Source organism: Altererythrobacter sp. TH136, from assembly GCF_007065885.1.
Lineage (GTDB): Bacteria > Pseudomonadota > Alphaproteobacteria > Sphingomonadales > Sphingomonadaceae > Tsuneonella.
Genome location: NZ_CP041409.1, coordinates 1,585,650 through 1,599,776 on the forward strand (window position 1 = coordinate 1,585,650; position 14,127 = coordinate 1,599,776).

Here is a 14,127-nt window from a genome sequence, read left to right on the forward strand (position 1 = left end):
CATGCCCGACTTCTCACCCACCGAATATGCAGTGCCGGGCTTTGTCCTGCTGGTCGTGATCGAGATGATCTGGGCGCGGCGGCTGCGGCGAGAGGCGTACGAACCGCGCGATACCCTGACCAGCCTGGCGTTCGGACTGGGCAGCACGGTGGCAGGATTGCTGACCGGCGGCGCGTTTCTGGCGCTGTTCCTGTGGGCCTGGCAGTTCCGCCTGTTCGACATCGGCTGGCAGTGGTGGGCATGGCCGGTGTGCTTCGTGCTCGATGACCTGGCCTATTACTGGATCCACCGCGCGGGTCACCGCGTGCGGTGGTTCTGGGCGAGCCATGTGAACCATCATTCCAGCCAGCACTACAACCTGTCGACCGCGCTCCGGCAGACCTGGACCGGGTTCCTGACGCTTGGCTTCGCCTTCAAGCTGCCGCTGGTGCTGCTGGGCTTTCACCCCGGGATGATCGCGATCGTCGGGGGGTTCAACCTGATCTACCAGTTCTGGATCCATACCGAGGCGATCGGCCGGATGCCTCGCTGGTTCGAGGCGGTGATGAACACGCCGTCGCACCACCGGGTGCACCATGCGACCAACCCGCGTTATCTCGACCGCAACTATGCCGGCGTGTTCATCGTCTGGGACAAGCTGTTCGGCACTTTCGAGCCCGAAACCGATGACGAGCGCATCCGGTACGGCATCGTCCGGCAGCTCGGCAGCTTCAATCTGCTGAACGCCGTGTTTCACGAATGGATTGGCATCGTCCGCGATGTTCGCCGCGCGCCATGGCGGCACAAGCTCTCCTATCTGATCCGTGAACCAGGCTGGAGCCACGATGGGAGCCGCGAGACCAGCGGCATGATCCGCGCTCGGTGGGAATCCCGCCGCCGATCGGTTGCGCCCGAAAACCCGATTGCGGAACACCACGAGGCTGCTTAACCCTGGCGCTTGAGGGAGAGGGTGAATGCAGGAATTTGACGTCATCGTGATCGGCGGGGGCAGCGGCGGCAGCGCGGTTGCCGGACGGCTGGCCGAAAGCGGCAAGACCGTGTGCTTGCTGGAGGCTGGCGGTCGCAACAATTCGGTGCGCGTGAAGACGCCGGGGTTCATGCCGTTCATCCCGCAAGGATCGAACTACCGCTACGATACCGTGCCGCAAAAGGGGCTCAACGGGCGGACGGGCTACCAGCCGCGCGGGCGCGGGCTCGGCGGGTCGAGCGCGATCAACGCGATGCTCTATGTTCGCGGCAACGCGTGGGACTATGACAACTGGGCCGCGCAGGGATGCACCGGCTGGGCATACGATGACGTCCTGCCGTATTTCCGGCGTGCCGAAAAAAACGAACGCGGGGCCGATGCTTTCCACGGCGGGGACGGACCGCTTAGCGTGAGCGACCAGCACCATGTCAATGCGGGCAGCGTGGCCTTCGTCGAGGCTGCCACGCAACTGCAGCTGCCGCGCAATGACGATTTCAACGGGTCGAAGCAGGAAGGGTTCGGCCTTTACCAGGTGACGCAAAAGGACGGCGAACGCTGGTCGGCCGCCCGCGCCTATGTCGAGCCGCTGCGCAAGAACCGCAATCTGGATGTGCGCATCGGGGTGACGGTCAAGCGGCTCGAAATCGCCGACGGCCGGGTGACCGGCGCGACCTATCTGGTCGGAGACAAGGAGCGCACGATCCACGCACGGGGCGGAGTCGTGCTCTCTGCCGGCGCGTTCAACAGTCCGCAGATCCTGATGCTTTCCGGCATCGGCCCGGCTGCTCACCTGGCCGAACACGGCATCGAGGTACAGGCAGACCGCCCCGCGGTGGGCGGCAACCTGCAGGATCACATCGACTACGTGTCGAGCTGGGAAAGCCACGACCGCGGGTTCTTCGGCGACAGCCTCGAAGGCACCATCCGCATGGCCAAGGCGGTGTTCGAGCATCGGCGCAAGCGCACCGGGATCCTGACCACGCCGTTCGCGGAAGCCGGCGGGTTCTGGAAGGTCATGCCCGACGCGCCCGCGCCCGACGTGCAGTGGCACTTCGTCCCGGCGATGCTGGAAGATCACGGCCGCACCAAGGTCAAGGGACACGGCTTTTCGCTGCATGCCTGTGTGCTGCGTCCGGAAAGCCGCGGGACCGTGCGCCTTGGCAGCGGCGATCCGCGCGCGGCGCCGGCCATCGATCCGAATTTCCTGGACAGCGAACGCGACATGGAGGTGCTGCGGGCAGGCGTGCGGCTGTCGCACCGCATCGTGGAGGCGCCGGCGATGCAGGCATTCAAGCCGCGCGATCGCTACCCAATCGACCTGAACGATGATGCCGCGCTCGACACGCTGATCCGCAATCGCGCCGATACCGTCTATCACCCAGTCGGCACCTGCCGCATGGGCGCCGACGACGAGGCGGTGGTCGACCCGACGCTGAAAGCGCGCGGGATCGACGGGCTGTGGATTGCGGACGCTTCGATCATGCCGCAGCTGGTATCGGGCAACACCAATGCGCCCAGCATCATGATCGGCGAACGCTGTGCCGACTTCGTGAAGACCGCGCTCGCAGCCTGAAGCCAGCCCGACGCCCCCTGGCATCGCGGACAAAAAATGGGCCGGAGGATAAGCTCCGGCCCGTGTGAAGGCGGTGTTCGCAGGAGGAACATCGGATGGCGAAGCCGGAGTAAAGGAGAGGAAGCCCCGGCTTCGCCAAACTGGTGGATTAGTTGTAGGCGCGCTCTCCATGCTCGCCGATGTCGAGGCCGTCATATTCGACTTCGGGCGATACCCTGAGGCCGGTGACCAGCTTGGCGATGGTCAGCGCGATCACGGTACCAATCGCCGCCCAGACGATGGTCATGCCGACCGCCTGCACCTGCACCAGCGTCTGCGCGCCGATGCCGACCGAACCGTCGCCCGGTCCGCCGAACAGCGGATCGTGGAGGATGCCGGTGCCGATCGCGCCGATGATCCCGCCCACCCCATGGATGCCGAATGCGTCCAGCGCGTCGTCATAGCCGAACATCGGCTTGAGCTTGGACACCGCGAAGAAGCAGATCACCGAGGCGACTGCGCCGAGCACGATCGCTCCGAACACCCCGACATTGCCGGCGGCAGGCGTGACTGCGACCAGCCCGGCGATGACGCCCGAGCAGAAGCCCAGGGTCGATCCCTTGTGGAGCACTGCCCGCTCGGTCAGCATCCAGAACAGCGCGGCCGAAGCGGTGGCGACGAAGGTGTTGATCATCGCCAGGCCGGCGGTGCCGTCCGCTTCCAGTTCCGAGCCGGCATTGAAGCCGAACCAGCCCACCCACAGCAGCCCGGTGCCGACCATCGTAAGGGTCAGCGAGTGCGGCGGCATAGGCTCGGCCGGATAGCCCTTGCGCTTCCCCAGCATCATCGCGGCCACCAGCGCCGAGACGCCGGCGTTGATGTGCACCACGGTGCCGCCAGCGAAATCGAGCGCGCCCATCTCGAAGAACAGGCCGCCGCCCGCCCACACCATGTGCGCGATCGGGAAATAGACGATGGTGAGCCAGATCGCGGTGAAGACCATCACCGCCGAAAACTTGATCCGCTCGACGGTCGCGCCCAGCACCAGCGCAGCGGTGATCGCGGCAAAGGTCATCTGGAAACTGATGAAGACGTACTCGCTGATCACCTCGTCCGAAAACGTCGCGGCGGTGCTGTCCGAGGTGACACCGGCGAGGAAGAACTTGCCCCACGAGATGAACGCGTTGCCTTCCGGCCCAAAGGCCATGCCATAGCCCCACATCACCCAGATCAGCATCGCCAGACAGGCTGCCGCGCCGATCTGGGTCATCGTCGAAAGCATGTTCTTCGACCGCGTCAGGCCGCCGTAAAACAGCGCGAGGCCCGGCAGGATCATCATCAGCACCAGCACGGTGGAAATCATCATCCAAGCATTGTTGCCCGGATTGGGCACTGCGGCGGCCGCTTCCGCAGCGGCGGGCGCCGCGTCTTGCGCGAAGGCGGCGGTAGCGGCGACCAGCGAACCGCCCGTCACGAGCGCGCCGGTCAGAAATCTACGGATCATCTGGGTTCCCCTCATGGTCCAGGTCGAAAGATCGGGTGAGGCGCGGGTCACAGCGCGGTGTCGCCGGTTTCGCCGGTGCGGATGCGGGTGGCGGAGGCCAAGTCGAGCACGAAGATCTTGCCGTCGCCGATCGCCTCTGTGCGGGCGACCTGCTCGATGGTCTCGACCACCTGGGGCGCGAGCGCATCACTTGTCGCGACCTCGATCTTCACCTTGGGCAGCATGTTGGTCGAATATTCGGCGCCCCGGTAAATCTCGGTCTGCCCCTTTTGCCGGCCGAAGCCCTTGACCTCCGACACGGTCATTCCCGCAATTCCGATCGCGGAGAGCGCCTCGCGCACCTCGTCGAGCTTGAACGGCTTGATCACGGCGATGATGTATTTCACGCCTTGCCTCCCTGCTGCCGCCGGACGCGAAAGTCCGACATCGCTAGCTCAGCAAAAGCCGTGCCAGATCGCGACGCGACGACGAGGCCCTATCCGCAGGATGGGAAATGCCTAGAAAACGGGCAGGCGCTTAATTCGTCGGCAGCTCAAGCGTGGCCCACACCGGCAAGTGATCCGATGCCTTCGCCGCCAAAGCGCTGTGATGCACGCCTTGCGCGATCACGCGCCACCGGGTGCAGGCGACGATCCGGTCGAGCTGCGCGACCGGGTTATGCGCGGGAAAGCTGCGGCCGGGCACCAGCGAGTGCCAGCCATGCGCCAACTCCCGCATGGCGCCAGTGCCCGCACCCCACTGATTGAAGTCGCCCATCAACACTGTCGGGCACGCCTCCGCGCAGCCATCCACGTGCTTCAGCACGGCGCGAATCTGGTCGCGTCGGCGCAGGCCCGACAGGTCGAGGTGCACGCCCACCGCCCGGAGGCGCACGCCTTCGACCATGAAATCGCCGCGCACGGCACCGCGCGGCTCGAGCTTCGGCAGTTCGACCGCGTGGGCTTCCAGCGCCTGGAACTTGCGCCGCACCAGCAAGGCGTTGCCGTGCCAGCCAAGGCTTTGCGGGCGCTGCGCCACCGGCAGCACCTGCCACGGGGTGTCGTCAAGCGCGGTGCGTTCGATCACGCTGGTGCGCGCGCCGAAGCGGCGATCGCATTCCTGCAGGGCGATCACGTCGGCATCGAGTTCGCGCAGCACAGCCAGGATGCGGTCGGCATCACGCCGCCCGTCCTTCCCCACGCCCTTGTGGATATTGTAACTGGCGAATGTCAGCTGCACGTGTCGGATGGAACGCCGCGATGCCGGGATCGGTCCCGTCAGCGCATCAGCCCGCCGATGAGATTGCGCACGAACCGTCCGACGTACGGCCCGGCAAGGTCGGTCGCGATCGACCCAGCGGCCGAGCTGGCCGCGGTTTTCATGGGGCTGGCGCGCGATTTTTTCCCGAGGATCGCGCCGGCAGCGATCGACGCGCCCGATCCCATCGCCGCGCCCGCCGCGCGCTTGGCCGCCTTGCCCCAGATGCCTGTGTGAAGCCGTTCGCGCTGGCCGACTTTTTCGCGGCCGACCCGATCGACCTCGTGCGCGGTTTCGGCGGCATCCTGCGCTTTCTGCGCGAGCACTTCGGCCGCGCTTTCGCGGTCCACCCGCTCGTCGTACTTGCCTGCAAAGGGACTGACCGCTTGGATGATCGCCCGCTCTTTCGGCTCCAGGGACCCCAGCCGGCTGTGTGGCGGCTTGATCAGCGTGCGCTGCACGACGGACGGCGCGCCGTCCTCCAGCAGCGTGGAAACTAGCGCCTCGCCCGTTTTCAGTTCGGTGATCGCCTGCGCCACATCGAGCGCCGGATTGATGCGAAAGGTCTCAGCGGCCGCGCGGATCGCCTTCTGGTCGCGCGGGGTATAGGCGCGCAGGGCATGTTGCACCCGGTTGCCCAGCTGCCCGGCAACTTTCTCTGGAATATCGACCGGGTTCTGAGTGACGAAATAGACGCCGACACCCTTTGACCGGACCAGGCGCACCACCTGTTCGACCTTGTCCTGCAACGCTGCGGGCGCCTCGTCGAACAGCAGGTGCGCCTCGTCAAAGAAGAACACCAGCCGCGGCTTTTCGAGGTCGCCCACCTCGGGCAGTGTCTCGAACAGTTCGGCCAGCAGCCACAGCAGGAACGTGGCGTAGAGCTTGGGGCTCTGCATCAGTTGGTCAGCGGCGAGCACATTGATGACCCCCCGACCGCGGTCGTCAGTGCGGATGAAGTCGACGATCTCCAGCGCCGGTTCGCCGAAAAACTCTGCTCCGCCCTGGCTATCGAGGCTCAGAACCTGGCGCTGGATCGTGCCGACGCTCGGCTTGGTGATGTTGCCGTATCGCGCGGACAACTCGCTGGCATTTTCGCTGGTGTGTGCCAGCATCGCCTGCAGGTCGGGCAGGTCGAGCAGCAGCAGGCCCTGCTCGTCGGCGTACCGAAAGACGATGTCGAGCACGCCCTGCTGGGTGTCGTTGAGGCCGAGCAGCCGGCCGAGCAGCAGCGGCCCCATTTCCGAGATCGTCGTGCGGATCGGATGGCCCTGCCGGCCGAAGAGATCCCAGAACACCACCGGATTATCGGCATAGGCATAATCGCTCATGCCCAGGTCGCGCGCGCGGCCCTCCAGCACGGCGGCGTTCTTGAAGCTCGGCGACCCGGGCAGGGCGATGCCCGCCAGATCGCCCTTCACATCCGCCAGGAACACCGGGACGCCCTCGGCCGAGAAGCTTTCCGCCAATCCCTGTAGCGTCACCGTCTTGCCAGTGCCGGTGGCGCCGGCGATCAGCCCGTGCCGATTGGCGCGCGACAGCTCCAGCACCTGCCGTTCACCGTTGTCGGCAAGCCCGAGGAAAATCTGGCCCATACTCCGGTTGCACTCCCGCTATGCCTGCATGCGCTGTCTGCGCAGCGCGCCCCGGCGCGGTCAAGCTCCCTCGACAGCCGGGCACGACGCGCTAAGGCATATGGCATGGCGGGGCACGCTCCTTTCGTTTTGCTCGATGACGCACGGACCGGCGGCGCGGCCGACGCGCAACTGTTCGAGAACCCGCGCGCGGTGTTCGTCGCGCATCGACCGGAAGACGTTGCGGCAGTACTGGAAGCCGCCGACCAGGCGCGGCGGCAGGGCGGAACGCTGGCCGGGACCATTGCCTACGAAGCCGGTCTGGCGCTGGAGCCGAAGCTTGCCCCGCTCGCACCCCCGCGCACCGGGGCCGCCGGGCCGCTCGTGTGGCTGGGGCTGTTCGACGATTCCCAGAGCATAGCGCCCGGAGAGGTACCGGTGTGGCTGGTCGAGCGCGCGCACGGCACCCCTTCGCTTGGCCCCCTTGTGCCGCAGCTGTCGGCCGGCGGCTATGGGGCAGCATTTGCCGTGTTGCAGGAGGCGATCCGCGCGGGTGACATCTATCAGGCGAACCTCACCTTTCCGCTCGCGGGCAGTTTTCGCGGCGATCCGCTGGCGATCTACGCCGCACTGCGGAGCCAGGCCCGGGCTGGATACGGCGGTGTGGTGTTCGACGGCCAGCATTGGCTGCTGAGCCTTACGCCCGAACTGTTTGTCAGCCTGCAAGCTGGCGAGGCCAAGGCGAAGCCGATGAAGGGTACGCGGCCGCGCTCGCCCGATCCGCAAGCCGACCAGGCGCTGGCGGCGGAACTCGCCACCTCGGCCAAGGACAAGGCCGAAAACCTGATGATCGTCGATCTGATGCGCAACGATCTGTCGCGGGTGGCCGAGCCGGGCAGTGTGCACGTCGACGCGCCGTTCGCGGTCGAAAGCTATCCAACGGTCCATCAGATGGTCACCACCGTCCGCGCGCGGCTAGCGGAGGGGCAGGGCGCGATGGATCTGGTGCGCGCGCTGTTTCCCTGCGGATCGATCACCGGCGCGCCCAAGGTTCGCGCGATGGAACTCATCGGCCAAGTCGAGCGGGACGCCCGCGGCCCCTATTGCGGGGCGATGGGGCGCATCGACGCGCGCGGGGATGCGGCGTTCAACGTGGCGATTCGAACCCTGCGGCTGACCGAGATCGAGAACGGTCAGGGCACGGCGGTTCTCGGCGTGGGATCGGCCATCGTCGCCGACAGCGAAGCCTTGCCGGAATGGCGCGAGAGCCTGCTCAAGGCCGACTTCGCCCGCCGGGCCGCCCCTGGGTGCGACCTGATCGAAACGATGCGCTTTCATCCGGACGAAGGCGTGCGGCTCCTCGAACTGCACCTTGAACGGATCAAGGCGAGCGCGGCCGAGCTCGGTTTCGCCTTCGACCGGCACGCTGCTCGCAACCGGATCCAGGCGCTGTGCTTTGATCTCGACGGTCCCGCCCGGTTGCGGCTGCTGGCGTCGCGCGGTGGCGAACTGGCGCTTGAGGCGGCACCCCTACCTGCAGACCTGGCGGAGCCGCTGGCGTGCATCGCCTTGCCGCTGCCGGTGGAACCCGGCGACTGGCGCTTGCGGCACAAGACCACCGACCGCGATTTCTACGACGCCGCGCGCGACGCAGCGCACGAGGCCGAGGCGGCAGAGGCGCTGCTGGTGCGCGACGACGGGCTGGTGACCGAGGGCAGTTTCACCAGCGTGTTCGTCGAGCGCGACGGGGTCCTGCTCACGCCGTCGCTCGCCTCAGGCCTGCTGCCCGGTGTCTTGCGCCGCTCGCTGATCGACGGGGGCCGCGCACGGGAGGCTGACCTCACTTTGAGCGATCTCGAAGGCGGGTTCCTGCTTGGCAACGCGCTGCGCGGCCTGATGGAGGCCAGACTGCTATGATTCCGCTTCTGTTCGAAGACGGCGAAGCCCTGGTGATCGACAAGCCCGCGGGCCTGCCGGTCGATCGGCCGCGCGCTGGCGGGCAGTCGCTTGCCGACCACCTGGAAGATTTGCGTCTCGGCTTCCAGCGCGATCCGGCGGCGGTCCACCGGCTCGATACCGACACCTCGGGCTGCCTTCTCCTGGCGCGCAATCCAAAGGCACTGGTGCGCTTCTCGCGTGCGTTCGAGGAACGCAGCGTCGAGAAGCGCTATCTCGGCATTCTGGCCGGCGAAGTGACTGAGGATGAAGGCACGGTCGCGCTGTCGCTGTCCAAAATCAGCTCGGCGGAGAAGGGCTGGCGGATGATCGCGGCGAAGAAGGGCAAGCCGGCGGTCACCCATTGGCGGCGCCTGGCGGTGGCAGGGGGCCGAACGCTGGTCGAATTCCGGCCGGAAACGGGCCGCACGCACCAGATCCGCATCCATGCCCTCGCGGGTCTGGGCGTACCGCTCGCCGGCGATCCGGTGTACGGCGACCGGCGCAGTGGTCCGCGCACGATGCTTCACGCCGCCGGCCTGATCGTCCCGCGTGCCGCCAAGACGCCGATCGAGGCGCGCTCGCCGCTGCCGCCCGACTTCGCGCAACTCGGGTTCAGCGATGGCTGAAGTTGACGCCGTGGTGGCGCGGACACTGGAGCTGGTCAGCGAAAGCTTCATCGCCGCGAGCGGGCCGGGCGGGCAAAACGTCAATAAGGTGGCGACAGCGGTGCAGCTGCGGCTCGACGTGTTCGCATTGCGCCTGACGCCAACAGTGTTCACGCGGTTGAAGACCCTGGCCGGCAGCCGCATGACGGCGGCGGGGGAGATCGTCCTGACGGCGCGCCGTTTTCGCACCCAGGAAGCCAACCGCGCCGATGCGCGCGAGCGCCTGGCCGAACTGTTGCGCGAAGCTCACGATGCACCGCGCCCGCGAGCCAAGAGCCGGCTCAACCGGGTGGGCAAGGAAGCACGCATCAAGGAGAAGAAATCGCGCGGGACGGTCAAGGCGAACCGCGGCAAGATCGACTGGTAAGGATTGACTTTGCACGCCGCTTGCACCAATGGCCGCGCCCGACGGGCGGCGCACGTGTGCCGCCTTTGGTATTTCTGGGCCCAGCGCCCGAGCAAGCGAATCAGGAAACCGCGATGGCGAAGTCCGCAACCGTCAAGATCCGGCTGGTGTCGACCGCCGACACCGGCTTCTTCTACGTGACCAAGAAGAATCCGCGCAACCATTCGGAAAAGTTCACCTTCCGTAAGTACGATCCCGTCGCGCGCAAGCACGTCGAGTTCAAGGAAGCCAAGATCAAGTGATCCTGAACGCCCGGAACCGCGCAGGTTCACGGGCAGTTCAACGCTCCGTGCCTAACGACCGGAGCATGATTACCTTGAACAGATTTCCCAAGATCACCCTGCGCGCTGCGATTGTCGGCGCGCTGTCCCTGTCTGTCCCTGCCGCGATGCTGGCGATGCCGGCCGCCCCCGTGGCGGCCCAGGCGGGCCAACTCGACCAGGCCGTCGCCGCGCTGCGCGGCATCTCGACGATGACGGCGAATTTCACGCAGACCGACCGCAAGGGCCAGTCCCTGTCCGGTGTGCTGACGCTGAAGCGCCCGGGCAAGATCCGCTTCGATTACCAGAAGAGCGCCAAGATGCTGGTGGTCGCGAACGGCAAGTCGCTCTACCTGATCGATTACGAGGTCAACCAGGTGCAGCGCTGGCCGATCGGCAATTCGCCGCTTGGCGCATTGCTCGACCCCAATCGTGACGTGAAGAAGTACGGCAAGCTGGTTCCGTCGGGCAGCGACAACGTCCTTTCGGTCGAGGTGCGCGACAGCAAGCATCCCGAATATGGCGTGATCACCCTGATCTTCACTCGCAACGCCAACGCGCCCGGCGGCTGGCAGCTCACCAACTGGGTCGCGCTCGATGCGCAGAACGGTCGGACCACCGTACGCCTGACCAACCAGCGTTACGGAGTGGCGGTTGCTGACAGCGCATTCACCTTCAAGGATCCGCGCCGCTCGACTGGTCGTCGCTAGGCAACGGCTCGGCTTTTCTGCGTGGGCGCTCTGCGACGAGTCGCGAGGCGGCGTTCATCGAGCGGAAAGCCGGTATCGACTAGACCAGTGCTTGCAGAACGGTTGGAGGCGGGTTTCCCCCCTGTTGCCCCAGCCTCGTAAGCGACCCGACTGCACAGCGTGACGAACGCTCAAGAGGAACCCTCGCGCCAATGCCCCCGGCGCGGGGGTTTTTCTTTGCCTGCACCGTGGTTGCAGCGAGCGGGCACGCTCCCTATCCCGCATCGCATGATCTCCGTTGCCACCTGGAACATCAATTCGGTCCGCCTGCGCATCGATCAGGTCGTTCGCATGCTGAGCGAGCAGACCGTGGACGTACTGTGCCTGCAGGAGATCAAATGCCAGGAGCACCAGTTTCCTGCGCAAGCGCTCGCCGACCTCGGTTATGTCCACCAGGCGGTACACGGGCAAAAAGGATACCACGGCGTCGCCACAGTCAGCAGGCTGCCGCTCCGGGAACTGGGCCGCCATGACTGGCAGGACAATGGCGAGGCGCGTCACGTAGGGGTCGAACTGACCGGCGCGGGCAAGGGCCTGATCATCGAGAACGTCTATATTCCGGCCGGGGGCGATGTGCCGGACCGGGATGCGAACGCGAAGTTTGGCCAGAAGCTCGATTTCCTCGAGCGGATGACCTGCTGGGCGGATGGTCTTGATCGACCGACGCTGATCGTGGGCGATTTCAACGTCGCCCCGCTCGACTGCGACGTTTACGATCACAAGGCGTTGATCAAAGTGGTCAGCCACACGCCGATCGAGGTGGAAGCCCTGACCCGCTTCGGCGACGCCCATGGGTGGGTCGATATCGGACGCCAGTTCATTCCGGCGCCCGAGCGCAACTACTCCTGGTGGTCCTACCGCTCATGGTGGCGGCAGCGCGACCAGGGACGGCGGCTCGATCACATGTGGGCCAGCCCCGACCTGGCGCGTCAGGCGCGCAGCCACCGCCTGGTCGAGGAGACCCGCCATTGGGACGCGCCCAGCGATCACGTGCCGCTGGTCACGGAGTTCGACCTCTGAGCCAGCCGAGCGCGTCACGCCGGGCGGCACAGGCGGTGGACGCGCTGCGCCACGGCTGGCCGATCGCGCTGGCCGGTGGTCCGGTGCTGCTGCCGGCGGAGACCGCGGTCGCCGCAGACGCCGCAGCGGTGCAGATGCTGATCTCCGCCGCGCGCGCCGAGACCCTCAAACTGGTCAACCAGCGCGAGGCGGCCGAACCCCATGCGCCGGTGCTGGTGCGCGGCGCCGAACCGTTCGACCTGAGCGCCGCGCGCGCGTTGGCTGATCCCGCGCTCGACCTCGCCACTCCGCTGAAAGGGCCGTTCAAGGCGGAGCCGCTCGACTGGATACGTGGCGCAAGTGCCGCCCTGGAACTTGCGCGTATCGCGGGCATCCTTCCAGCTTTCCTGGTCGACCCGCGCCATGCCGGGGAAGCGCAGCCGTTCGCCCCTGACGATCTGGGCGCCCTTGCCGATCCGGCCCGGCTGACCGTCGCTGCCCGCGCGCGTCTTCCCGTGAGTGCCAGCGAGGAGTGTGAGATCGTCGCGTTCCGCAGTGCCGATGATCTGCGCGAGCACGTGGCGCTGGTGTTCGGCCAGGCCCGGTCAGACCGCGCGCCGCTGGTGCGCCTGCATTCCGAATGCCTGACCGGCGATGTCCTGGGGAGCCTCAAGTGCGATTGCGGCCCGCAGCTCGACGCCGCGCTGCACGCCGCCGCCGGCGAGGCGCGGAGCGGCGGCTGGGGGGTGGTGCTGTATTTGCGCCAGGAAGGGCGCGGCATCGGCCTCATCAACAAGCTGCGCGCCTATCGCCTGCAGGACCAGGGGTTCGATACGGTGGACGCGAATCAGCGGCTCGGCCTGCCGGATGACGCGCGCGACTTTCCCGTCGCGGCCCGGATGCTCGACCTGCTCGGCGCGCGCTCGATCCGGCTGATGACGAACAATCCGGCCAAGGTCGCTGCGCTGGAGGCCGCCGGCGTTTCGGTGACCGAGCGGGTGCCGCACCAGCTGCCCGACAATCCGCACAATGCCCGTTACCTTGCAACGAAGCGCGATCGTTCGGGTCATCTGTTAGGGTGAGAAATCAAAGCCTGCGGGCGAAAGCCTGCGGGCGAGCGCCTGCCCCATGCGGACGGTGTTGCCCGGCTTCAGGTCCGGGAGCCACTCCACCCGCCCGGGTTCGAACAAGAGGATCACGGTCGAACCAAGATAGAACCGGCCCATCTCGTCCCCGGCCGATAGCCGCAAGTTTTGAGGAATCGCCTCCTCGATGAGTGATCTGCCGTGGGGAGCGACCCGACCGCTCCAGACGGTTTCCACCCCGGCCACGATCATCGCCCCGACCATGACGCTCGCCATGGTGCCCAGCGGGGTATCGAACAGACAGGCGAGCCGTTCGTTGCGCGCGAACAGCCCGTCGACCCCGCCGGCAGTCACTGCGTTGACCGAGAACAGGTCACCGGGAACGTAGCGGGCGCTGCGCAAGGTGCCGTCCGCCGGCATGTGGACGCGGTGATAATCCTTGGGCGAGAGGTAGATGGTCACAAACCGCCCGCCTTCGAAACGGTCGGCGGCCTCGGCATTGCCGGCCAGCAACGCGGCCACGGTGTAGTCGCGCCCCTTGGCCTGCACCATCCGCCCGTTGGCGATCGCCCCGATCTCGCTGATGGCGCCATCGGCGGGGCACAGAACTTGGTCATTGGCATCGGCGAGCGGGCGCGCGCCAGGTTTCAGGGGCCGGGTGAAAAAGGCATTGAAGCTGGGATAGGCCTCGGCGGGCTCGGCCGCTTCGCTCATGTCGACATCGTACGCGGCGATGAACCGGCGGATCAGCGCGTTCTTGAGCCAGGGAACGGTGCTGTCGGCCAGCCGTCCGGCCAGGCGCGACAGGCCATGCTGGGGCGCCAGATGCTGCGCGCGGACGAAGAAGGAGATGGGGCGAACTCCGTTGCCTGAGGCCAGCCGGTTATGCCGCGCGCGCGGTCAGCGCAACTGGCTGTCCTTGCTGCCCCGGCGGTTGATTGCAGAGTGGCGCATTTCGCTGTCCCGCTCCGCTTGGCACGCCACGCAAGTGCGCACGCCGGACAGGGCTTCGCGGCGGCGCTGCGGGATCGGCTCTCCGCAATCGTCGCAGAACTCCGCGCTCGGCCCGCGCGCCATGCGGGACCGGGCAGCCTCCACCGCATCCTTGACCGTGTCGTCGATCTGGTCCTGCACCGCGCCATCGCGCGTCCAACCGCCTGCCATCGCATACTCCTCGGCCCATGAAACCGGC

Annotated in this window: 15 protein-coding genes; 9 read left to right on the forward strand and 6 right to left on the reverse strand. The window is 66.8% G+C overall.

The window, feature by feature from the left end:
• The first annotated feature begins 1 nt into the window (after position 1).
• Positions 2-928, forward strand: coding sequence for a sterol desaturase family protein (locus C0V74_RS07680; RefSeq protein WP_143251269.1), 927 nt, complete (start codon positions 2-4; stop codon positions 926-928).
• Positions 929-953: 25 nt separating this feature from the next.
• Entirely contained in the window at positions 954-2,540 is a 1,587-nt protein-coding gene (locus tag C0V74_RS07685; protein ID WP_143251270.1) for a GMC family oxidoreductase N-terminal domain-containing protein, read from the forward strand.
• A gap of 148 nt (positions 2,541-2,688) precedes the next feature.
• Here C0V74_RS07685 and C0V74_RS07690 read toward each other — a convergent pair whose 3' ends face one another.
• The 4 genes from C0V74_RS07690 to C0V74_RS07705 all read right to left on the reverse strand — a co-directional run bounded on the left by C0V74_RS07690 (position 2,689) and on the right by C0V74_RS07705 (position 6,854).
• Complete coding sequence (locus C0V74_RS07690; protein WP_143251271.1) at positions 2,689-4,023, reverse strand: ammonium transporter; 1,335 nt, start codon at positions 4,021-4,023, stop codon at positions 2,689-2,691.
• Positions 4,024-4,070: 47 nt separating this feature from the next.
• Positions 4,071-4,409, reverse strand: coding sequence for a P-II family nitrogen regulator (locus tag C0V74_RS07695; RefSeq protein WP_143251272.1), 339 nt, complete (start codon positions 4,407-4,409; stop codon positions 4,071-4,073).
• Positions 4,410-4,539: 130 nt separating this feature from the next.
• Positions 4,540-5,241 (reverse strand): endonuclease/exonuclease/phosphatase family protein, encoded by a 702-nt coding sequence (locus C0V74_RS07700; protein WP_143251273.1) that lies wholly within the window; start codon positions 5,239-5,241, stop codon positions 4,540-4,542.
• 38 nt (positions 5,242-5,279) lie between these two features.
• The gene (locus tag C0V74_RS07705) at positions 5,280-6,854 is read right to left on the reverse strand and encodes a helicase HerA-like domain-containing protein (RefSeq protein ID WP_143251274.1); all 1,575 of its coding nucleotides are present in this window, start codon (positions 6,852-6,854) and stop codon (positions 5,280-5,282) included.
• Positions 6,855-6,959: 105 nt separating this feature from the next.
• Here C0V74_RS07705 and pabB point away from each other — a divergent pair, with 105 nt between their 5' ends.
• The 7 genes from pabB to ribA all read left to right on the forward strand — a co-directional run bounded on the left by pabB (position 6,960) and on the right by ribA (position 12,932).
• Positions 6,960-8,750, forward strand: coding sequence for an aminodeoxychorismate synthase component I (pabB, locus tag C0V74_RS07710; protein WP_143251275.1), 1,791 nt, complete (start codon positions 6,960-6,962; stop codon positions 8,748-8,750).
• Positions 8,747-9,397 (forward strand): RNA pseudouridine synthase, encoded by a 651-nt coding sequence (locus tag C0V74_RS07715; protein WP_143251276.1) that lies wholly within the window; start codon positions 8,747-8,749, stop codon positions 9,395-9,397. Before pabB ends, C0V74_RS07715 begins: the two co-directional genes overlap by 4 nt.
• Positions 9,390-9,803 (forward strand): alternative ribosome rescue aminoacyl-tRNA hydrolase ArfB, encoded by a 414-nt coding sequence (arfB, locus tag C0V74_RS07720; RefSeq protein ID WP_143251277.1) that lies wholly within the window; start codon positions 9,390-9,392, stop codon positions 9,801-9,803. The genes C0V74_RS07715 and arfB overlap by 8 nt, the downstream gene beginning before the upstream one ends.
• A 113-nt stretch (positions 9,804-9,916) precedes the next feature.
• Complete coding sequence (gene rpmG / locus C0V74_RS07725) at positions 9,917-10,084, forward strand: 50S ribosomal protein L33 (RefSeq protein WP_131622917.1); 168 nt, start codon at positions 9,917-9,919, stop codon at positions 10,082-10,084.
• Positions 10,085-10,149: 65 nt separating this feature from the next.
• On the forward strand, positions 10,150-10,812 hold the full coding sequence (locus tag C0V74_RS07730; RefSeq protein ID WP_143251278.1) for an outer membrane lipoprotein carrier protein LolA: 663 nt from the start codon (positions 10,150-10,152) through the stop codon (positions 10,810-10,812).
• 267 nt (positions 10,813-11,079) lie between these two features.
• Entirely contained in the window at positions 11,080-11,871 is a 792-nt protein-coding gene (locus C0V74_RS13175) for an exodeoxyribonuclease III (protein ID WP_143251279.1), read from the forward strand.
• Between the two features lie 35 nt (positions 11,872-11,906).
• Positions 11,907-12,932, forward strand: a complete 1,026-nt coding sequence (ribA, locus tag C0V74_RS07740) for a GTP cyclohydrolase II (RefSeq protein WP_246844797.1) — start codon at positions 11,907-11,909, stop codon at positions 12,930-12,932.
• Here ribA and asd read toward each other — a convergent pair.
• Positions 12,924-13,649, reverse strand: coding sequence for an archaetidylserine decarboxylase (gene asd / locus C0V74_RS07745; RefSeq protein ID WP_246844798.1), 726 nt, complete (start codon positions 13,647-13,649; stop codon positions 12,924-12,926). The two genes, ribA and asd, sit on opposite strands and share 9 nt — an antisense overlap.
• 186 nt (positions 13,650-13,835) lie before the next feature.
• Positions 13,836-14,099, reverse strand: a complete 264-nt coding sequence (locus C0V74_RS07750) for a DksA/TraR family C4-type zinc finger protein (protein ID WP_143251281.1) — start codon at positions 14,097-14,099, stop codon at positions 13,836-13,838.
• Positions 14,100-14,127 lie beyond the last annotated feature (28 nt).